Origin of the sequence: Tunturiibacter gelidiferens (genome assembly GCF_013410115.1) — a bacterium.
GTDB lineage: Bacteria > Acidobacteriota > Terriglobia > Terriglobales > Acidobacteriaceae > Edaphobacter > Edaphobacter gelidiferens.
Genome location: NZ_JACCCV010000001.1, coordinates 876,431 through 896,107 on the forward strand (window position 1 = coordinate 876,431; position 19,677 = coordinate 896,107).

Annotated in this window: 20 protein-coding genes and 1 tRNA gene; 12 read left to right on the forward strand and 9 right to left on the reverse strand. The window is 52.9% G+C overall.

Features of this window, described 5'->3' with window-relative positions; all coding sequences use genetic code 11:
* Position 1 precedes the first annotated feature (1 nt).
* Together HDF12_RS03820 and HDF12_RS03825 are read right to left on the reverse strand one after the other, a co-directional pair.
* Entirely contained in the window at positions 2 to 1,345 is a 1,344-nt protein-coding gene (locus HDF12_RS03820) for a hypothetical protein (protein WP_218892291.1), read from the reverse strand.
* Between the two features lie 91 nt (positions 1,346 to 1,436).
* Entirely contained in the window at positions 1,437 to 2,426 is a 990-nt protein-coding gene (locus HDF12_RS03825; protein ID WP_179581294.1) for a glycosyltransferase family 2 protein, read from the reverse strand.
* A gap of 225 nt (positions 2,427 to 2,651) precedes the next feature.
* Here HDF12_RS03825 and HDF12_RS03830 point away from each other — a divergent pair, with 225 nt between their 5' ends.
* Positions 2,652 to 3,548 (forward strand): glycosyltransferase, encoded by an 897-nt coding sequence (locus tag HDF12_RS03830; RefSeq protein WP_179581295.1) that lies wholly within the window; start codon positions 2,652 to 2,654, stop codon positions 3,546 to 3,548.
* 250 nt (positions 3,549 to 3,798) lie between these two features.
* Positions 3,799 to 4,761: a glycosyltransferase family A protein gene (locus HDF12_RS03835; protein ID WP_179581296.1), complete on the forward strand. Its 963-nt coding sequence runs from the start codon at positions 3,799 to 3,801 to the stop codon at positions 4,759 to 4,761.
* Here the strand turns inward: HDF12_RS03835 and HDF12_RS03840 are convergent.
* Positions 4,758 to 6,047, reverse strand: a complete 1,290-nt coding sequence (locus HDF12_RS03840; protein ID WP_179581297.1) for a lipopolysaccharide biosynthesis protein — start codon at positions 6,045 to 6,047, stop codon at positions 4,758 to 4,760. The genes HDF12_RS03835 and HDF12_RS03840 overlap by 4 nt on opposite strands.
* A 200-nt stretch (positions 6,048 to 6,247) precedes the next feature.
* Between HDF12_RS03840 and HDF12_RS03845 the strand changes: the two genes are divergently transcribed.
* Positions 6,248 to 6,385, forward strand: coding sequence for a hypothetical protein (locus HDF12_RS03845; RefSeq protein WP_179581298.1), 138 nt, complete (start codon positions 6,248 to 6,250; stop codon positions 6,383 to 6,385).
* Between the two features lie 591 nt (positions 6,386 to 6,976).
* On the opposite strand, the gene HDF12_RS03850 is transcribed toward HDF12_RS03845, so the two are convergent.
* Positions 6,977 to 7,053 (reverse strand) — tRNA-Ile (locus tag HDF12_RS03850).
* 414 nt (positions 7,054 to 7,467) lie between these two features.
* On the opposite strand from HDF12_RS03850, the gene HDF12_RS03855 reads away from it, so the two are divergent.
* On the forward strand, positions 7,468 to 8,100 hold the full coding sequence (locus HDF12_RS03855; RefSeq protein ID WP_179581299.1) for a hypothetical protein: 633 nt from the start codon (positions 7,468 to 7,470) through the stop codon (positions 8,098 to 8,100).
* Between the two features lie 627 nt (positions 8,101 to 8,727).
* On the forward strand, positions 8,728 to 10,797 hold the full coding sequence (locus HDF12_RS03860) for a PP2C family protein-serine/threonine phosphatase (protein WP_179581300.1): 2,070 nt from the start codon (positions 8,728 to 8,730) through the stop codon (positions 10,795 to 10,797).
* 47 nt (positions 10,798 to 10,844) lie between these two features.
* Here the strand turns inward: HDF12_RS03860 and HDF12_RS03865 are convergent, their stop codons facing one another.
* The 4 genes from HDF12_RS03865 to HDF12_RS21955 form a co-directional block, all read right to left on the reverse strand.
* Entirely contained in the window at positions 10,845 to 11,210 is a 366-nt protein-coding gene (locus HDF12_RS03865; protein ID WP_179581301.1) for an STAS domain-containing protein, read from the reverse strand.
* A 13-nt stretch (positions 11,211 to 11,223) separates the two neighbouring features.
* Positions 11,224 to 11,667: an ATP-binding protein gene (locus HDF12_RS03870; RefSeq protein ID WP_373563837.1), complete on the reverse strand. Its 444-nt coding sequence runs from the start codon at positions 11,665 to 11,667 to the stop codon at positions 11,224 to 11,226.
* A gap of 8 nt (positions 11,668 to 11,675) precedes the next feature.
* Positions 11,676 to 12,824, reverse strand: a complete 1,149-nt coding sequence (locus HDF12_RS03875) for a PP2C family protein-serine/threonine phosphatase (protein WP_179581302.1) — start codon at positions 12,822 to 12,824, stop codon at positions 11,676 to 11,678.
* Between the two features lie 233 nt (positions 12,825 to 13,057).
* Positions 13,058 to 13,282 (reverse strand): hypothetical protein, encoded by a 225-nt coding sequence (locus tag HDF12_RS21955; protein ID WP_218892292.1) that lies wholly within the window; start codon positions 13,280 to 13,282, stop codon positions 13,058 to 13,060.
* Positions 13,283 to 13,429: 147 nt separating this feature from the next.
* On the opposite strand from HDF12_RS21955, the gene rfbB reads away from it, so the two are divergent.
* Genes rfbB through HDF12_RS03895 form a run of 4 tightly spaced genes read left to right on the forward strand, consistent with a single transcriptional unit; the run spans position 13,430 to position 16,936 of the window.
* Entirely contained in the window at positions 13,430 to 14,593 is a 1,164-nt protein-coding gene (gene rfbB / locus HDF12_RS03880; protein ID WP_179581303.1) for a dTDP-glucose 4,6-dehydratase, read from the forward strand.
* A complete protein-coding gene (gene rfbA / locus HDF12_RS03885; protein ID WP_179581304.1) occupies positions 14,590 to 15,465 on the forward strand; it encodes a glucose-1-phosphate thymidylyltransferase RfbA in 876 nt (291 codons plus the stop codon). Before rfbB ends, rfbA begins: the two co-directional genes overlap by 4 nt.
* Positions 15,465 to 16,391 carry a dTDP-4-dehydrorhamnose reductase gene (gene rfbD, locus HDF12_RS03890; protein WP_179581305.1) on the forward strand — a complete coding sequence of 309 codons (927 nt, stop codon included), beginning with the start codon at positions 15,465 to 15,467 and terminating at the stop codon, positions 16,389 to 16,391. The genes rfbA and rfbD overlap by 1 nt, the downstream gene beginning before the upstream one ends.
* A complete protein-coding gene (locus HDF12_RS03895; RefSeq protein WP_179581306.1) occupies positions 16,388 to 16,936 on the forward strand; it encodes a D-glycero-alpha-D-manno-heptose-1,7-bisphosphate 7-phosphatase in 549 nt (182 codons plus the stop codon). The genes rfbD and HDF12_RS03895 overlap by 4 nt, the downstream gene beginning before the upstream one ends.
* Before the next feature lie 132 nt (positions 16,937 to 17,068).
* On the opposite strand, the gene rfbC is transcribed toward HDF12_RS03895, so the two are convergent.
* Complete coding sequence (rfbC, locus tag HDF12_RS03900) at positions 17,069 to 17,656, reverse strand: dTDP-4-dehydrorhamnose 3,5-epimerase (RefSeq protein WP_179581307.1); 588 nt, start codon at positions 17,654 to 17,656, stop codon at positions 17,069 to 17,071.
* 389 nt (positions 17,657 to 18,045) lie between these two features.
* On the opposite strand from rfbC, the gene HDF12_RS03905 reads away from it, so the two are divergent.
* From HDF12_RS03905 to gatC, 3 genes are all read left to right on the forward strand, one after another.
* Complete coding sequence (locus HDF12_RS03905) at positions 18,046 to 18,786, forward strand: sugar transferase (protein ID WP_179581308.1); 741 nt, start codon at positions 18,046 to 18,048, stop codon at positions 18,784 to 18,786.
* A 262-nt stretch (positions 18,787 to 19,048) separates the two neighbouring features.
* Positions 19,049 to 19,342, forward strand: a complete 294-nt coding sequence (locus HDF12_RS03910; RefSeq protein WP_179581309.1) for a DciA family protein — start codon at positions 19,049 to 19,051, stop codon at positions 19,340 to 19,342.
* Positions 19,339 to 19,665: an Asp-tRNA(Asn)/Glu-tRNA(Gln) amidotransferase subunit GatC gene (gene gatC / locus HDF12_RS03915; protein WP_179581310.1), complete on the forward strand. Its 327-nt coding sequence runs from the start codon at positions 19,339 to 19,341 to the stop codon at positions 19,663 to 19,665. The genes HDF12_RS03910 and gatC overlap by 4 nt, the downstream gene beginning before the upstream one ends.
* Positions 19,666 to 19,677 lie beyond the last annotated feature (12 nt).

Consider the following 19,677-nt stretch of genomic DNA (forward strand, 5'->3'; position numbering starts at 1 on the left):
ATTAGCCCATTAATTGATTTATTTTTCGTCCGTCAGGTATCTGGGCAATAGACCTAGAGATAACTGAATTTGCTGCGCCGATGCGAGCCATGAGCGCGAGTAGCACCCACATCGGAGGAAAAGTAATATCTGGTCCACTTAAAACTAAGTCGATGAACAATGCTAGGCTAGCCCATCCTACCCAGTAGGTAGTGCGCGCCGCATTTCGTGTAAGTTGGAACGCCAATATTGCGAAAAGACAAATTCCTATCACGCCGGTATTGCTTGTTATAGCGGCGAACAGACTAGATGGTCGATTGCTTCCTAGACCTACACCGAGACCATAGGTTTGAATGGTCAATAGTAGGGAGTATAGGTCGGCTGTAGTTCGAAAGACGAATGATAAGCTGTCCGATTTATCGACGGTTTGCACGAGCAAGGACTGCCGCAGTGGAGAGACGATTATTGCGGCAAGTGAACCTAAACCAACGAGTGCCAAAATCGATATCTGTTTGAATGTTGCTTTTTTGATATACCATGGGAATTCATAGAGCTTACTGTTAAGCATCAAGAGAAACGCCACGATTATTACTGCTGCAACCGCCGAACTAGATCGCACCATGGCGAGAGCCAGGAAAACAAAAAGCAAAGATGCAAACTTTCGCTCTCGATTGAGCACGCGAGCAAGTAGGCCTCCAGTAAACATCGCCAGCACGGCGCCAGCAAGGGATGGTTCACTAAACGTGCCCATGACTCGCGAGTCCCAATTTTGTAAATCGATATTCGTGATGTAGTAACTAGGGTTATTTGCGAAAAAGGAGGACGGAAATGCAACCCCCACCCTCTGGCAGATAAACTGGATGAGTATTATCGTCAACAAGAAATAGAAGGAAGCCCAGTAAGACGGTAAAAATTTTGCGGGGTCCGCCTTTAGTTTACTGGCAGATAGAACAACGCAACCCTGCACTCCTAGGTATGCAGCCTGTGCTACGTTGCCCAGGCCAAACTGAAGCGGTGATTGGCGAAAAAAATCAACTCCGACCTTGGGGTCGTAGACCGGTACGCCACGAAAAATCAACGGAAGGGTGAAAGCCGATCCCACACCAATTACACAGAAAAGCAAAAGCGGGAGTTTGCCTCGGAATACGGTTGGGGAAACACCACCGAAGGAACGGTCCAAGAAAGTACGCAGGATGAAACAACATGCGACGAAATAGTACGGCTGTATTCCAAGAGTTCCGATGTTGATGATAGATCCAGCTTGAAATAGCGACGAGAAAATAAGCAACGAAAAAAGCTTGTCGGACGATCTTACGCCACAATATATGGTGGCAATAAGGAACATGGTACCTAAAGGAGTAAGCATTAGACGAGCCAGTCTTTTCGCAGGTAAAGCAACTCCCGCGCGTCAGATCCAATAGTTTTAACGCCAGTACGTTTCCGAGTCGAGGTTCCGTTCATAGTCGAAGGAGGAACTGCAGGTGGTTTAGTTTGCCAGTTCGTCTGATCCCATGACGGAGCAAGTTGATATTTCGTCGCTGCCACGACTCCTTCGGTAATGTTGTCATCGACACCAATGCTCTTCTGTCTGCCTCGTCAAGTCTAGTCCCAAATATCTTCAGGAAGGCCTCCGCCTGGAGCGCAGCAGCCGTAAGCCACATTTCCAATTCTGGATCGCTTCGAAGTCTCCGTAGCCGCTGAATCCAAGACAATCCACCGCCGGCGCCAACCACGTTATGTCTATGCTGGCGATATGTAACAGTTTGGTCGCGTAGGGGTTGCAGCACACCGAAAGCGGCGGCAATCAGCGCCGACCAATAATCATGCATCATGACGTCGTCGACCGGAACCGGAATCGCTAAGTCGATAAGTGCACGATTGGCTATCATGGTACATCCGGTGACCAAATTTTGCGCCAGTAAGTTTCTGAAACTGGCTTTTTCGGGCCGGACTCCTGCTCTTCTCCAATGTGATTGGGATAGAATGGTGCCGTCGCTGGAAGCGATCTTCATGTCGGTATAGATGAGAATGGGAGTGTCTGACCCGCATTGCATTTCCACTTGCATCAACCGCTCCATGCAACGGGCTAGCTTATCTGATCTCCAGACATCATCCTGGTCGCAGAACGCGATGTAGTCAGCGGTGGAGCGCCGCATGAGGGCGGCAAAGTTGTTGCAGGGGCCCATTCTTTTGGGATTCCGCTCCCAAAGTAACTTCCCTGGATATTCAGTTGCGTAGCGATCGAGGATATTGAGCGTGTCGTCGATGGAGCCGTCGTCATTTACGAGGACTCGAAAATTTGTCCATGTTTGTACGAACAAGGAGTCAAGCTGCTCGGCAAGAAACGTCTCTCCATTATAGGTAGCCAATAAGACGTCGATCCGGGGAGAATTCTGGGGACCACGTTTCAAACTTATTGGATCTACTTGACTGCTTTTAGCGCTCACCTTCTTAATCCTCGTCCAGTGTTGCTGCCAAAGTGTTTCTTGTCTGCCATGTGGTTTAAGTCTAATTTACGAAATAGGCCGTGGGCCGACGACCGTCCTAAGAGATCCGCGAATGCAATATTTGTGTGACTTCTGTCGGCTCTTCAAAAGACCATGGAATGCATTATAGTGCACACTCGCGGCCAGCTAGAATCAGCACCCGTAGTTGCAGACTCTTGCAAGTTGTTGAAAACCTTCGCCATTTTGATTGGGATATATAATAGCCATGTGCTTCCGATTCAAGTTCAATGTGTGATTGTCTTATATAAAAACACACCGGCAGAATCGAAAACGATCCAATCCATTGTGAATTGTTGCAAGCGGCGGAGCGATCTTGCCGAACAACTTTCGATCTTAATTTACGACAATTCTCCTTACCCACAACAAACGTCTCCAACGAACTTGCCTTTCTTGGCTACAGAATATCGCCACGACGGTCAGAACGGAGGCCTTGTGGCCGCCTACAATTACGCGTTGCGTAGAGCTCAACAACGCAAAATCAGTTGGTTGATTGTTTTGGACCAAGACACCGTGGTAGAGGATTGTTTTTTCCCGGCTCTGCTAAAGGAACTTGTCGCATTGTCAACACCCAATGTTTGCGCCGTGGTGCCGAAGTTAACGCGCGATGGCGTGATGTTATCTCCTCAAGTGGTCGGAAAATTCTGGAACAAATCAATTCCATTTGAATTCTCAGGGATATCTGATAAGCATTTGACGGCACTTAACTCCGCTGCCTGTCTGCGAATCGACGCTCTAGTTAAGATCGGAGGTTTTCCTCTAGAATATCGGTTGGACTATTTGGACCACGTCATATTTCATCGCTTGCAGTCAGCCGGTGGCCGAATAGTTGTGTTGGACGTCACCATCCAACACTGTCTCTCGTCTATGAATTTAGAGGCAGAGATGAGCATCGAGCGTTACGTGAGTATGCTTTCTGCGGAGTGGAGTTTTGTCAAGGAAACTGAGTGGGGAGGCGGCACACTCGTTCACCGACTTAGGCTGTGGAAGCGGGCAGTCGTCCTCTTCGTAAAAGTTCGCAATCGGCGCTATGCGCTTCAAACACTGAAATACAGCCTCAGATAAGCTCATGTTCTTGTGAGATCTGCGGAGTACTTGTGACCATTAATTTCGTTACGCACGTGAGGTTCGTTCGTGAACGATTGATAGCTCAGCACAAAACAAGACGCTTTACCAGAGGAGCGACTGCCGAGCCGTCTCATACTATGCAAGCGCCTAGTTTTTCGTGGCTCCAAAAACGTATGGAGTTCAGCGTATAATTGAGGCAATTCTATGGAGAGCAAATCCTCCTATTAAGAGAGCCTAGGATTCACGCTTGGAACCCTTTGCTAAAGCACATGATTACCCAATTGGCGTAGTCATTCCTACGTATAACCGTATCGATACACTTCTGATTTGCCTCAAGCATCTTGAGGTGCAAACGTGGAAAGACTTCGAAGTCATCGTCGTTGATGATGGCTCGATGGATTCGACCGCCCAAGTGATGAAGGAGTATCAAGCTCATGCGCCGTTTCCGTTTCGTTTTCTAACCCAACCCAACGGTGGTCCGGCCCGTGCCCGCAACCGAGCGATACGAGAACTTAATGCGACGGCCTGCCTTCTTCTTGGAGACGACATTTTTGCGTCGCCCGATCTTGTGCGTCTGCATTGTGAGCACCACCGTTCCCATCCGGAGACAAATGCTGCCGCTGTCGGCTTAACGCGCTGGAGCGCAGAGGGCCAGACTGTTACTCCGTTCATGCGATGGCTTGACCGCGATGGTGCGCAGTTCGCATACGGAGATCTGTTGCGTGGAGTGTCCCCTTCGTGGGAACATTTTTATACAAGCAATTTGTCGTTGAAGGCTGATCAACTGCGGCGCCATCCGTTTGACGAGCGGTTTCGATGGGCAGCCATGGAGGATATCGAGTTGGGATATCGCCTCGCGATAGAGAAAGAGCTTGTAATGTCGTTTCTGCCCGATGCTGTTGCCGAACACCTTCATCCGACCAGCTTTCGTCAAGCATGTCGCCGCATGGTTGGGCTAGGGGCAAGTGCCCATTTATTGGGTGAGATATGGCCAGAACATCGAATAAAGTCAGTCAGTCCTATTAAACTGAAGCTTCGATCCCTGTTGCAGCAAGCATGGGTGCTAGCACGACTTACCGACGCAGCAGATTTATTGACTCATATCTGTGTTCCCAATCCATTGATGGAAAGGGTTCTCTCGTTGCATAGCACTCTGGGCTATCAGCAGGCTGCGCAACGTGCCAACTCTTCTTCACTGCCAACTCCTTAGACGCTCGACACAGCCTGACGAGGTTGCGCTCCAGAGAATCCATAGGCCATGACATAGATGTGCGTAAGCAAAGGACCAAATGCAGAGAGCAGCGAGAAGAAGACCGCATCGTGTGTTGTCCGTACTCCATGTATCACGATGAAGAGAATCTGGCCCGAGAGCGTCAAGGTTATTTCAAGGATGGTTCCGCTCCAGAACACCCACTTTCTGGCGCGATTCATGATCCAGATCAAGATTGAAAGGTAATTTATTGATCCAGTGAGCATCGCCCATCCCACAACATCGCGCAGGCCTTCATACTTCGAACCGAGCAGCCATAACACGGGACCAGGCGCTGCGAAGGCCAGCACCACAATCGGCGTACATGCAAGCAGTGCAATTAGGATCAGAGTGATGTAGCGGGAGAGTACCTTATCAGCCGGTAGCCTCGCCATCGCGGGTTCTACCACGACCGTGTTGAAGATTGTAAGAATGCTGAATATTTGACTGAGCCGACCCAACGCTGATATTTGGGCGATGCTGACGCTTTGGCCGAAAATCCCGATCAGAAATACCGAACTCTGTAACTGGAAAGCTGCGAAGACGAGAGCCGGGATCGCTGGCAGAACGTATCGCATTACTTCACGATCGATCTTTGGGTCATCTTTCTCTGGCCACTCGACATGCGCGTGCGATACCCTCTGCAGTATCTCGCCATTGAGCGTAATGTTGAAGGCGGTTGCGATAGCAGCTGTCCACCCATTTAGTGCTCCAGCGATACGCATTATCCAAAATACGGCGAGACGCCCTATAGCAGAAAGTGTCTGCGGGACATAAAAGTCTTTGAGGCGTCCGTACAGGAAGAGTGGCGCCGAGTAATAGGACACCTTGCCGCCCGAATATACGGACAACAATACTGAACCCATCAATAGAACTTCCGAGACCCACGGCCATCTATGCCTGCGCATGATGGCAAAGAAGGCAATCATGGCGATGGGCGAAAGTATCCAGAAGGTGCGGTCACGCAGGTGCTTTGCCGCGCGAACATATTTGCCGACCAATACCTTGTCACCGCTTCGAGCACCCACTAGGGGAATGATCGTGCTGGTAAAGCCGAGATCCATCAGCAGGCCAACCGTCTGTTGAAATCCGGCGGCAAGACCGAACTGGGCATAAGCTTCGGTGCTCATAGTGCGAACGAGGTAAAGCCCCGCCAAAATGTTCACTCCTTGTAGAAGTCCTTGCCCCAAGAAGAAGGTAGTCAAGAGTTTTGAAATTCGATGTCCGCTCTTCCATACGCTGTTCATAGGATCGGATTGTTCGGACGAGGATTGGAACTTCCCTGTTTTCTAGGACAGATAACGGCTGACAAGACGCAATCTCGTCCGGCCAATAGCAATTGGTCGCGGCTCGTGGTCTGTCGGCAAGCTGACGGGATGGCCTTGGCGGGTGATGTGCAAGCCGGAGTCGATGGCTGTCGCTTGCAACCCTGCATAATTTTCAACGCGTGGAATTGGTACTTATCGAGGCTGTCGTCAGTGAAGATGGAACCATCGAAATTGTGAAGGATGGCGGCTTTGTCGATCACATAATTAGAGGTTCTACGATTGGCACCGATTGGCTGGGGATGGGGGAGATTCAATAAGTTGTACACGGAGCTAAAAAAAACGGGTTTCGGGCGATCTGGAGCGAAGTGCCGGTGACTGATAAAGGTGAAGTTCGGCAAGAACGGTAGTCCTATTCGACGGGGTGAGGTCGGATTCATCGCGCCAATTACGTAGAGTCTATCTCAGACACCCTTCTGATTACCAAGCCCGATACCAAATCGCTCTTCTGTATGGTGGAAAGGAAGATGCCTTGTCTCCATTCGCTGGAGAGATATATCAAAGGATTGAAATCGTATCAGCCGCTTGTCTATCTCCCTGACGCAGGGGTAGATAGTTGAATCGAAGATTGCCCGGTTTCTCTTGCGCTAGACGATTCTGGTTTTCAAGAGGCACTCGCTGAATAGGCGTTATTTTCGAGCAATTTGAGCACCACAGCTTGCTGGAGAGCTGAACCAGTTTGAAAATTGGATCAGAGCGTTTGGCATTGAAAGTCGTCGACGCAAAGCTTCCGGCCCTTCCGAATAACGAACTTCAATCTCTAGAGATCGGTCTTGACGGAGTAGCGAAACGCACCTCCAGTAATGCGACCAGAGCGAGCAATGTGCCTTTGGCGTACGTCTCAGGACATTTGGTGGGCCCACCAGGACTTGAACCTGGAACCAACGAATTATGAGTTCGCTGCTCTAACCAATTGAGCTATAGGCCCTTATGCAACCGGCGCATTGAATTGACTTTCCTATTTCTTCGATTCTACCGCAGGCTACGCAACGACTTGATGAGTTGAGCGAATTCCCGGCTTGCATGAGATCTACAGCGGAATTGAAAGACAGCCCCGCCAGTCTGGAACCGTTACCTCCACTAGATATCTTCTTGCGTTTAGTACTCTCCGATGCTGTGAAGGTACGAAATACTTCCGTTTGCCGTGCAATGTTCTGCGCATTGAAAGGCTGAAGGCACGTCATTGGCCTGTTTTTTTGGGTTTTTATTTGGCATGGCAAGTGCTTACTGAGGAGATAACTACTAGTCACAAGAGTTTTGGTACCCCTGGTTGCGGCGCAATTTCCCCGATCCGACTGCGATTGCAGAATCGCCAAGTGAATTCTCTGGAGGAATACAGCAAATGAAACATCTTCTTCGCATCTTTTTTGTCCTGGCTCTGCTTTGCGGCGGCTCCAGTTCCAGCATCGCTCGTGCGAGCGGTATCGACTTTCGTATGACGGTTCTCGACCCGCCCAACAGTTGTACGCCGGACGACACCGCATGCTTCATCTTCAATGCGGGAGTTCCCTTCAACGTTTCATTGTCACAGTCCGTCTGCGATCAATTCGGGTTGGGAAATGGCGTTACGCCTGGGACCTACGGTTGCTTCCTGGCCAATAACGCAACACCGGGTACGATCGACAGTCTCGAGCTCAGCTTCCTAGGCGCACCACTTGGCAATCAACCGGCCAGTTGCGACTCAGGCGGCCAAAACGGTACGCCCAGCGCTCTCAATGTTGTAAGTTGTACTGAGACCAACGGACTGTACGATCTGTCCTTCGCCGGTGGAACAGGGATAGCTCCCGGAAGCGATCTTATTGTTTTTGAAGAAGGCGCCGATCCTACCCTATTCCAGGGAGGGAGTGGAGTGGTTGGTATTACGCCTGAGCCGGACTCGTTGATGCTGTTCTCGACGGGCGTTATGATGGCTGGCTTGTATATGTCTCGTCGGATCTGGACGACTGTCAAAGGGTCAGCTGCCGGTAATCGCTAAAGGCTGTTTCTCTGTGGGAGTGTGGTTTCCGCCCCGCTGTTCAGAAGGTGCGAAGTAGCAATTTAGCCCAGGCTGTTTGGCCTGGGCTAAATTTGCTAACGGGACCGTCAGGGATTCTGGTTGACGTACTTTGAAACCAACAGCCTCCGCGGACAAGACTTTTTGTGCTCTCGACCGGTCCGAGCAAATCTGGGTGGTCTGCAACTGATGGAGCCGGAAGGAACCGTCAATCTTGTGGAAAAGGTTAACCGGGGATGGGAGTTCCGTAAGGTCGGCGAAGTCCCATGATGTCAGAAACATGACGTTGACAGGCAAGTGTTGGTTTGCGTAACCTGCGAATCAAGCCGCCAGCTGTCTTGATACATCCTTTCTTCTGCTCTGCTTGGCGTTGGGATGAAAGAAGTCCTTTTGTTGTCGACGCGAATCCATTAAGTCTCTGGCGTTTTGGCGTGGGCTATTTCGGTTGACTATAGGTTGTTGGGCATCGAGCGGTGATTGGTGCCCAGACTGATGAGGCAAATGGGAAGACGAAGCTTATGGCTTCAAGTACTTTCCAGTTCACTTGTTGCAACAAATGACAGATCACCGGCTGGGGAAGTTGATCAATAGATTTTGAGAGTTGCATCTATGCGATACGCTGGAACTTCGGTTGTGTTGTTGCTGCTCTTCGGCCTTGCGGCTGGGCTGCCTGGGCAGAAGGCCCCGACACCTGCGGCGCCGAGAACACAGCTCGAAGCCACGCTCGGGGACGGTACCCTTGAACTCTCCGGCCTCTGGAAGTTTCATATCGGTGACGATATGGCTTGGGCGCGCCCGGATTTCGACGACTCGAGTTGGGGGACGATCGATCTGACTCCTCCCGCAGGGTCCGCGAATCCGGAGCTAGGCAGCAGCGGTTACATTCCTGGCTGGACAGCCAACGGTTATCCGAAACATACGGGATTCGCGTGGTATCGGCTGCGAGTGAATGTGCAGAGTTCCCACGGCAGGCTTGCGATCAAGATGCCGAATGAAGTCGACGATGCGTATCAGCTCTACGTCAATGGTCAGCTTCTTGGGGAACTCGGCAAGTTTGGTGAGCGCAAGGCAACTGCCTATAGCACGCTACCCCGAGCTTTCCGACTACCGAGGGAACTCCGCAATGGCCCAATAACCATCGCGGTGCGGATATTTATGGACAGCGCGTCTCTTTTCCTTACTCCAGACGCCGGCGGCATGCATGAACCTCCGGTTCTTGGGCATGCCGGAGTAATTGGAACTTTGATTCAGATGGATTGGGACGATACTGCGCATGTTGTCGGTAGCGGCTTCCTGGAGATGTTGATTCTGCTCCTTGCGTGGATGGTGGCAGTGAGTCTTCTTTCGATGGATCGTACGGAACCTTCGTACCTTTGGCTGAGCCTAGTTTGTGCCGTCACGATCCTGAGTAATGGCGTCGTCCTCATCGTCAGTTTCGTGCCGTGGATTGCCCTGACCCCCGGGATAGTTTTGCAGGATGTCATCATTGGTCCGATCCGGATCGGACTGTGGGTTATCTTTTGGGGCTATTGGTTCCGAATCAGCCGAATGCGTTGGGTTCATCGCTTTGTTTGGGGGTTGGTCGCTCTGACGATGGTCGGAACGGCGATGATGCGTGCGCCTATCTACGGACAGCACGTTCCAGTACATGCGTCCGTCTACCTGACACCCATTTTGCTTGGACTAAGGCTCAGTTTTGCAGCGCTTCTTTGCGCAATTACTTTCCGAGGCATTCGCAAGCAGAAGACCGAGGGGTGGCTGGCCTTCTCGGCAGTGGTTCTGGTAGCCGTCGCTCTTTTTCAAGTGCAACTCCGCCTTCTTCTTCATGTACCGATTGCGTTTAACATTCTCGGATTTGACGTTCAGTTAGGAACAATCTCGACGATCTTCTCGCTCTTTCTCATTACCGTCATGTTGGTTCGTCGATTCCTGCATACCCAGCGAATACGCGAGCAGTGGAAGGCGGAGATCGAACAGGCCCGGCAAATTCAGCATGTGCTGATTCCAGAGCAGCTTCCCCGGACACCAGGTCTTGCTATCGAAAGTGAGTATCGTCCGGCGCGCGAAGTTGGCGGGGACTTCTTCCAGATCCTCCCCGTCCAGGATGATGGCAGCGTACTGATCGTGGTTGGTGACGTTACAGGAAAGGGCCTGCAGGCTGGCATGCTCGTCGCGCTGATCGTTGGTGCGATACGGACGGCGGTTCAATACGACTCCGATCCTTTGATCCTGATGAACAGCCTCAATGATCGACTGTGGGGTCGCGGCCGGGCCAGTGCGACTTGCCTCATCCTCCAAATTCGCACCGACGGACGGGTGACATTGGCAAACGCGGGACACCTGCCGCCGTATCTGAATGGAATAGAGATTGAGATGGATGGGTCACTCCCCATCGGTGTGGTGCCAGGTGCGGAGTTCTTCGTCTCGCATTTCACGCTCGAGCCGGGGGACACGTTGATGCTGATGTCCGACGGAGTCGCTGAAGCACAGGATCAACAGAAGCAGCTGTTTGGGTTTGAACGCATCGAGAAGATGTTGCAACAGCCGATCTCCGCAGCGGAATTGGCCTCGGCTGCTCAGGACTTTGGGCAGGAGGATGACATTCTCGTGCTGCGGATTCAGCGGAGGCCCCAGCCAGAAAACGTTCCAGATGAGAGGGGCATTCTGACGGCGACGTAGACAGCGGATTTCAGCGGAGGCGACTCGGCGGCTTAGTAAGCTCAGGTTTATTCGAAGCCTGCACAGGCAGCGGCTTCATCCGGGTAGAGTTTGGTGTACTTCGTAATGCCCACCATTGTGAAGACTTTTTGGAAGTGCGGGGTCAGACCAAACGTCTGGACGGTTTGTCCTTTCTGGCTGGCGGCGTAGAGCAGTTGAATGATCAGTGCGATACCGCTGGAGTTGAGATACTCCACCTTGGAAAAATCGAGCAGGATGCGCTTGGATGTCTCGGGTGACAGCCCTCCATAGGTGCCCAGTACCGCGGGCTCGGAGGAACTCGTAATATCGCCGGCGAAACGCAGCACCGTGATTGGATCGCCCGAAGCGCACTTAACCTGCTCCATTTTGACCTTCGTACTAAACTCCGCCATGGTGATGTCTCCTTCAATCCTCTGTTTTCCTTAAGCGTATGACGAGTCGCGCGTAGCTTCCAGTGAGAGGCGCACTGACCCATTCTGCCTCATCCACCAGAGACTGAATGAGAAACATTCCCATACCGCGACTGGCCTCTTCTCCGTGCATCTTCTTATCCATATCCGGGGTATGAACGCCACCCGGCGGCCCAGTCCCGGTGTCGAGGACCTTTACTTCGAGCGAAGTCTCATTCATGGAGAGAATGACGCCTACGATCAGAGACTCGTCGAGTTTATTTCCATGCTCCATCGCATTGATGCAGGCTTCGGCAACAGCGGTCTTGAGATCTTCGACACGATCTGGAGCGAAGCCCATCAGCTTCGCGACGCTGGAGGCGGTACTCATTGCAATCTTTTCAAAGCCGAGACGCGAAGGAAGACGCAGTTCGATGCTGTTCACGTTCTTACCGTCCACTTCCCCTCCTACGGCTTCCGTCCAATTACGAGTGCGGTCATATCGTCTGATTGGTTTTCCTGATTGGAGAAAGCATCCAGAGTCTGCCAAATCGAGTTCAGTGTTCCAGTTGCGTCCGAGAGGCGGCAGGCGCGGAATGCCTCCATAAGGCGCTCCTGACCGAATTCTTCGTCACCCTTAAACACCTCAGTCATTCCGTCGGTGTAGATTAGCAGCTTCGCCTTCTCAGACAGCACATATTTTTCTGCGGAGTAACCAGAGAAGGGAAGCATACCTACCGGGGTTCCGCTGGCTTCAATCAACTCAGGCATATCTCTGCCGTTGAGGAGAAAAGCCGGATTGTGCCCGGCGTTTACCACTTCGACAGTATGTGTCTTCGGATCGAGTCTAAGAAACATGGCCGTGACGTAACGGCGGCGCGACTCTTCACCCTCTTTGTAATGAAGGTAGTTCAGGTGGGTTGCCATGTCGGCGAGCGGCATCTCTGAGTTTGCAATGGCTCGCAATGCTGCCCGAAACGAGCTGCCAACCAAAGCCGAGGCGAGGCCTTTGCCCGCGACATCGGCTACGACTATCATCAGTTCTCCAGACGACAGTGGGATGAGATCGAGGTAGTCACCCCCGACTTCGTAGCAGGTCTGCGAGCGGCCCGCGATACTGTAACCGGAGATATCCGGAAAGGTCTGGGGAAGGAGACTTCTCTGGATGTCCCGAGCACAGGAGAGATCTTGCTTCACCCGCTCCATGTCCAGCGTTTGTTCGTGATAGCGGGCGTTTTCAACGGCGACGGCGGCCTGGACTGCGAGATGTTCCAGGAAGTCCTGCTCGAAGAGGGAGAGCGGCGCGCCTTCACGCGTGATAACGACCATTTCGGTGAGGACAGCACCGTGGCGGTCCAGTAGCGGGAAGCGGTAACAACCACGCTTCGGATCGGAAGACGGAGGATGTAAAAGGAATCGCGGGGGAATCTCTCCGTAGGAAAAGGGAAAGGCCGTGAAAAATGCACCCGCCATCTCAAGTTCGCGCACGGTGATCTGCAGGACGCTACGCAGTACACTGTCCAACTCGATGGTGCTATGGATTCTATGGGTCGTATCGAGGAGCGCCTGTAGCCGCGCGATTTGCTGTTGCAGATGAAGACTGCTTTCGATTTCCATGGACCTGCTCCTTCACGTGACCGTTCAGACGACAATAGAGCTCTCAAAGCTTTGCCGTAGGCCAACGAAGAGTTCGCTGCTTTCGTTATCCACCGTCTGTTGTGGGCTCTTCTGCTGAATCGCAACGTAACAGTGGCGGAAGTTCGACTGGAGCTTTGACGGCTACGAGATATCGACGTCTTGTTGGCCCTTTCAGGAGATATCACGGATGGTAGACAATGAACAGAACAATCTTATTTCTTGCCTGCAGTGCCTGGGGTAGTGTTTGCATCTTCCGGCGCAGATGGATTGATGTGGCCCTGATTGTTTTCCGGTGTGTTGGAGTTGACCTCCGTGGGGCCCGGGCCTGCGGTTGAGGGGTTATCACCTTTGGGCCCTGAAGGTTCGACGGCATGTTCTGAGTTGGTAGGGGGAGGCTGATAGCGGCTTTGATTCGACTGTTGATCATTCGTGGACATAAGGTCACCTTTCGAGTCTCAACCCATTGGAGAGAATGGCGGAGTTTGTAGTTGCCTGGGTCGTCGCTAAGGCGAGATCGCGCCGCCCGAGATTGTGTAGCCTATATTTAAAGCTTAGGAAGTCGTAAGCGGAGGCAGTAGCAGCAAATGAGATTAGCAGTGAAGACAGAAGAGATCGCATGCAGCGATTCCATTCTGGTGACCGGCGGAGCCGGCTTTATAGGGAGCAACTTCGTGCTGGACTGGTTGGGTGCCGGCCATGGACCAATCGTCAATCTGGATAAGTTGACCTACGCCGGCAATCCGGAGAATCTGGCGTCTGTTGAGCACAGCACGGCCTACAACTTTGTGCAGCGTGATATCTGTGATGCGGAGTTGGTGGCCAGCTTGCTGCAAAAATACCGCCCGCGAGCGGTGATTCATTTTGCCGCGGAGAGCCATGTTGACCGTTCGATAGTGGCGCCCGACGCGTTTCTGCGAACCAACATCGATGGCACCTTTACCTTGCTGCAAGCGGCCCGCGCATACTTCGAGGCGTTGGCAACTGCAGATCGGGAGAGGTTTCGCTTTCTGCACGTTTCGACCGATGAGGTGTATGGCACGCTGACACCGGAAGCGCCGGCCTTCCATGAGGAGACGCCTTATGCTCCCAACAGTCCATATGCAGCGTCGAAGGCAGCGTCAGACCATCTGGTGAGGGCGTGGGTGCATACGTACGGCTTGCCCGCCATTATCACGAACTGCTCCAATAACTATGGGCCGTATCAGTTTCCGGAGAAACTGATTCCGCTGATGATTTCGAATGCTCTGCAGGGCAAGTCGCTGCCTGTATATGGAGATGGGCAGCAGGTAAGAGACTGGCTGTATGTTGGAGATCACGCGAGTGCGTTGCGCACTGTCTTAGAGCGGGGCCGAGTTGGCGAGACCTACAACATCGGCGGCGGCAATCAGCGGAGCAATCTCGAAGTGGTAACGACTGTGTGCGCGCTGCTGGATGAACTGGTACCGCAATCAAAGTTCACGCCGCATTTGCAACTGCTGAAATATGTAACCGATCGACCTGGGCATGATCGGCGGTATGCCATCGATGCGCGCAAGCTGGAGGGTGAGCTCGGCTGGCGAGCACAGGAGAGCTTTGAGACGGGGCTAAGGAAGACAGTGGAGTGGTATCTGGGAAACAAATCGTGGGTGGAGCATGTGACCAGTGGGGCGTATCAACAGTGGATGAAGCAGAACTACTCTGGGCGGGGAGAAAAAGTTGCTCTTGGTGAAGGTCGCTCAATGACCCAGGCTGGCGAGGGAACTCGATGAAGGGGATTATTCTCGCGGGCGGCTCAGGAACAAGACTGCATCCCGTGACGCAGACCGTTTCAAAGCAGTTGCTGCCAGTCTACGACAAACCGATGATCTACTACCCACTGTCGGCCTTGCTGCTGTCGGGTATTCGCGAGATTCTTGTGATATCAACGCCCGAGGACACGCCGCGGTTCGAGCAACTGCTGGGAAGCGGAGAGCAGTGGGGCATTACGCTGCATTATGCCGTACAACCTTCACCGGATGGCCTGGCACAGGCGTTTTTGATCGGAAAAGAGTTTCTCGCCGGAGAAGGTTGTTGCCTGGTGCTGGGGGACAATATCTTCTACGGACATGACTTCGCGAAGACATTGCGAGAGGCTGCTGCGGGCGGCCCAGGCGCGACAGTGTTCGCTTATCCGGTCCTTGACCCGGAGCGGTATGGAGTGGTGGAGTTTGACGAGCATCGACGAGCGATCTCGATTGAAGAGAAGCCGCTAAAGCCGAAATCACGCTACGCCGTGACGGGTATCTACTTTTATGACGCGCAGGTCGTCGGAGTTGCTGAGGGGCTCAAACCGTCACCCCGCGGTGAACTGGAGATTACCGATGTAAATCGTTGGTATCTCGAGCACGGGCAGTTGCGGACGCAGGTGCTTGGACGCGGAATCGCTTGGCTCGATACCGGGACACACGATTCTCTCCTGGAAGCGGCTACGTTCATCCATACGATTGAGAAACGGCAGGGCCTGAAGGTGGCCTGCCCTGAAGAGATTGTGTACCGGCTCGGTTACATAAACGCCGAGCAGTTGCGAACACTAGCATCGAAGATCGCGAAGAGCACATATGGGCAATATCTGCTACGAGTTCTGGAAGAAAGGGTTTACTGATGGCGCTTGGGAAGTTGCCATTGGGGGAGCGGATCCTTTTGACGGGAGTGACGGGCCAAGTCGGTGGTGAGCTATGGAAAACCCTGAAGTCATTGGGAGACGTGGTCGCCCCGGAACGCGCAACGATGGATCTTGCGAATGCGGGATCGGTCCGCGAGACGATTCGGTCAGTACGGCCAAGGTGGATCGTGAATCCCGGAGCCTACACGGCGGTGGATAAAGCGGAGAGCGAGCCGGAGTTGGCGTATGCAATCAATGCCGAGGCCGTCAGAGTAATAGGAGAAGAGGCGCGAGCGCTTGGTGCCGGTGTCATTCACTTCTCTACGGACTATGTTTTCGATGGCTTAGGGAATAAGCCATACGCTGAAACTGATGCGACCGGCCCGGTGAGTGTCTATGGCGCGAGCAAACTTGCCGGAGAGAAGGCGCTTCGTGATAGCGGCGCTGCGCACATGATCTTCCGCACAAGCTGGGTCTACGGAACCCGCGGGAGAAATTTTTTGCTAACGATTCTCAAGTTGGCACGCGAGCGCGAGACGTTACGAATAGTTGCCGATCAGTATGGTGCGCCGACCTGGAGCCGTGATCTGGCAAGGATGACTGCGCATGTGATCGGGCGATCCGAAGCCGACGCGCAGACAACGGGATTCGAGACTGCAACTCAGGACGCGAGTGGGGTGTACCACGCAGCTGGAGGCGGTGAAACTACCTGGTTCGGATTTGCAGCGGAGGCGCTTCAACTGCAGTATGAGATGGAGCCCGGAGTGCGGCTTGCGGCGGTCGAGGCTATACCAACCGATCAATACCCGACTCCTGCGAAACGGCCATTGAACTCGCGGTTGAACTGTAGCAAGCTGACGCAGCGATTCGGATGGACCATGATGGACTGGCGGAACTCGTTGCGAGAGGTACTGGCAGAAATATGAAGCAGCGGGCGCTATTTCTCGATCGAGATGGTGTTGTCAATGAAGAGGTGGGATATCTCTATCTAGCTGAAGAGGTAAGGTTTGTCGATGGAATCTTTTCGCTCTGCAGGACCGCCGTAGGGCTTGGATATCGACTGATCGTTGTGACGAATCAGGCGGGCATCGCGCGAGGCTATTATTCGGAGGCCGATTTTCAAGCGCTGATGGTGTTCATGCGCGGAAAGCTTCGTGAGGAAGGTATTGAACTCGATGCTGTTTATTTTTGCCCGTTCCATCCTGAACACGGAGTGGGGGAGTATAAACGCGAGCACGAGGACCGGAAACCGGGCACGGGTATGCTGCGGCGAGGAGCAGCTCAGTTTAGAGTGGAGTTAAGCGAGAGTGTAATGGTGGGGGATCGATGCTCGGATGTGGCGGCTGCTAATGCAGCTGGATTGCGCCAGGCTTTTTTAGTCAGTGGGACTGAGGTTGACGGATGCGCTGGGGAACATCTGAAGGTCGAGTCATTAACAGAGGTGGAACGTTGGCTGGTGGCGCACGGGTAAGTGGGCCACCGGGCGACATGCACGATGAACTACCGTCAAAGCTCCGCAGCGACCCGGAGTCTGCCAGGAAGCAAAGCGTCCATGATCTTTCAGCGTGGATCTCTCAGCGTGGAGCTGACACTGCTCGACCTCTCAGACAAGGTGGGTCACTTCAACCGGCGGAAGCTCTGCATCCAGAAAGTGTTTGCCAAGGGCATCCTTGGGACTGACCGAGAGAGGAATGCCATCGAGAGCCTCGATAGGCCAATTAATCGCGAGAACAGGGTCGCTCCAGAGGATGGAGCGGTCTCCCGCCGGATGGTAGAGGTTTGTGGTTTTGTAGAACACTTCTGCGGTGTCTGAGAGGACAAGAAAGCCGTGGGCGAAACCTTCTGGAATCCAGAGGAGCTGCAGTTGGTCAGCGGAGGATTGGGCTTTCAGGTGAAATCCGGCCCATTTCCCAAAGTCGGGAGACTCCCGCCGGAGGTCGACCGCGACGTCCCAGATATGGCCCGAGAGAACGCGGATGAGCTTGCCCTGTGGCTTGCCGAGTTGATAGTGGAGACCGCGAAGTACCCCTTTGACTGAGAAGGACTGATTGTCCTGCACGAAATGCGCCCCTAACCCTGCAGCCGCAAAAGTTGATTGATTGAATACCTCTGAAAACCAACCGCGACTATCTCCGAAGCGTTGGGGTTGAACTAGTTTAACGTCACGTAGAGGCGTTTCGAGAACTCGCATTTGTTTAGTTTAGTGGCCGCGCCGCTACATGAAAACAGCCACGCTTGATCGTTCCAAAGTGGAACGAATAAAAAGCGAATCTTACAGAGGTAGGCTCCGTTTTCAGAATTCCGTCGGTTAGAATGATGAAGTTGTATCAATGCGCTGTGTTTCCCAGTCGTCGACTTGGTCCAACCCGGTTCTTCAGAGAGACCATCGTAAGGTCCGTGAGCGGGTAGATATGAGCAAGCAGGTGAAGTGAATTGGAAGCGCGGCCGTTTCCCGGATTCAATCAGGCTCCAGGAGCGGATTAGAGAACGCACCGCGACACATGGCGTGTAACAAGAACCGGTCCGGCTGATGTGACGTACAACATGCGCACATACGAGCCGAACAGATACAGGATTCGAATGCAGGCTGAATATCAATCTCCCGAGTCGCGGACAGCGGCTATCGAAGGTTCTTATTCGTACCCGGAGTCAGTTGGCCGTTCGCTGGAGATATCGCATCGAGCAGACGAAACTCCGTCCGAGTTTTTCCGATACCGGGTGATCAAACGCTGCTTTGATGTCGCGTTGGTTCTGATCTCAATGCCCATTGTGCTGTTATTGCTGGGTTTTGTGGCCGCAACTGTGAAACTGAGCTCGCCAGGGCCCGTCTTTTATTCGCATCGGCGGATACGCAAGAGTGGGGCTTTTTTTTCTATGTGGAAGTTCCGTACGATGTGTATCAACTCGGCTGAAGTCCTGGAGGCTCATCTGGCGCGAAATCCAAAGGCGCGCGCGGAATGGAACAGAACCCACAAACTTCGTAAAGATCCGAGAATTACACCGCTTGGGCTTTTTCTTCGGCGATATAGCTTGGACGAGTTACCCCAGCTCTGGAATGTGCTCGTTGGACAAATGAGCCTGGTGGGCCCACGGCCGATTGTAGCTGCTGAAGTAGAGAAGTACGGTGATTGCTTCGATTGCTATTGCAGGGTGAAGCCTGGATTGACGGGGCTCTGGCAGGTATCGGGACGCAGTGCATTGAGTTACGAGAGACGTGTCGCACTTGACTGTGAATACGTTGAACGATGGTCGCTCATGAAAGACCTTTGGATCCTGATGAAGACGTTTGCATCAGTAGTTAACCAGGACGGCGCGTATTAATCTCACTCTCATGAAATGAAGAGCGGTGTGGGCCGAAATTTTCTGCGCGTCATCTACGAGCGCCGGATCGATTTCTTGGTTTCGAGGGCTCGCATTTTGACTTTGCTCGTGCTGCTGATCCCTCAGACGAAAAATCTCTGCACCGGTTTGCGGCGCTTCAAAACGACCGTCATAGGAGTTGGAATATGGCGAGTTCTAGCGGGAAACTCCTTAGAACTCGCCCCGTGGTTCTCGACAGAGACGGCGTGATCGGAGTTTGCTGATGTCTTTAGAAGGTATGCGCGACATGTTGAGAGGCTCTTTGGGTAAGAGCCTGCATGGACTCCAGGAGGAGGATAGACTGGCGGCTGCGTGGCCAGTTGCGTGCGGAAAGGCGATGGCGGAGCGGGGGCAGATCGTAGGATTTGAGAACGGCATAGTTCGAATAGATGTGGACGATGGCGCGTGGTTGCGGCAGTTGATAAGTATGCGTCGTCAGCTTGCCGGAGAGTTGTCACGTATTTCAGGTGTAACCGTAAGCGAGATACACTTCGAGAAGAGGAATTTCAAGCGATGAAGGAACAGGCCGGCGTAACCTTGGACGATGTGAGGCGGGTTGCAGAGTTGGCGAATCTGGAGCTAACGGCGGAGGAAGAACCAAGGATGCAAAGAGACTTGAACGCCATTCTTGGCCATATCGATCAATTGAACGAGCTGGATACTTCTGGGGTCCCCGCGATGGCACAGGTAAGTGAGATGTTGGGTGACACTTTGCTCGATCGTGGAGAGGCGTTGCGGATGGATGAAGTACGGCCGTCGCTGGATCGAGCTGAAGTAATATCTGCGGCTCCGGAGACCGATGGACGATTTTTCAAGGTGCCGAAGGTGATTGAAAGGTGAACGTAAAAGTAC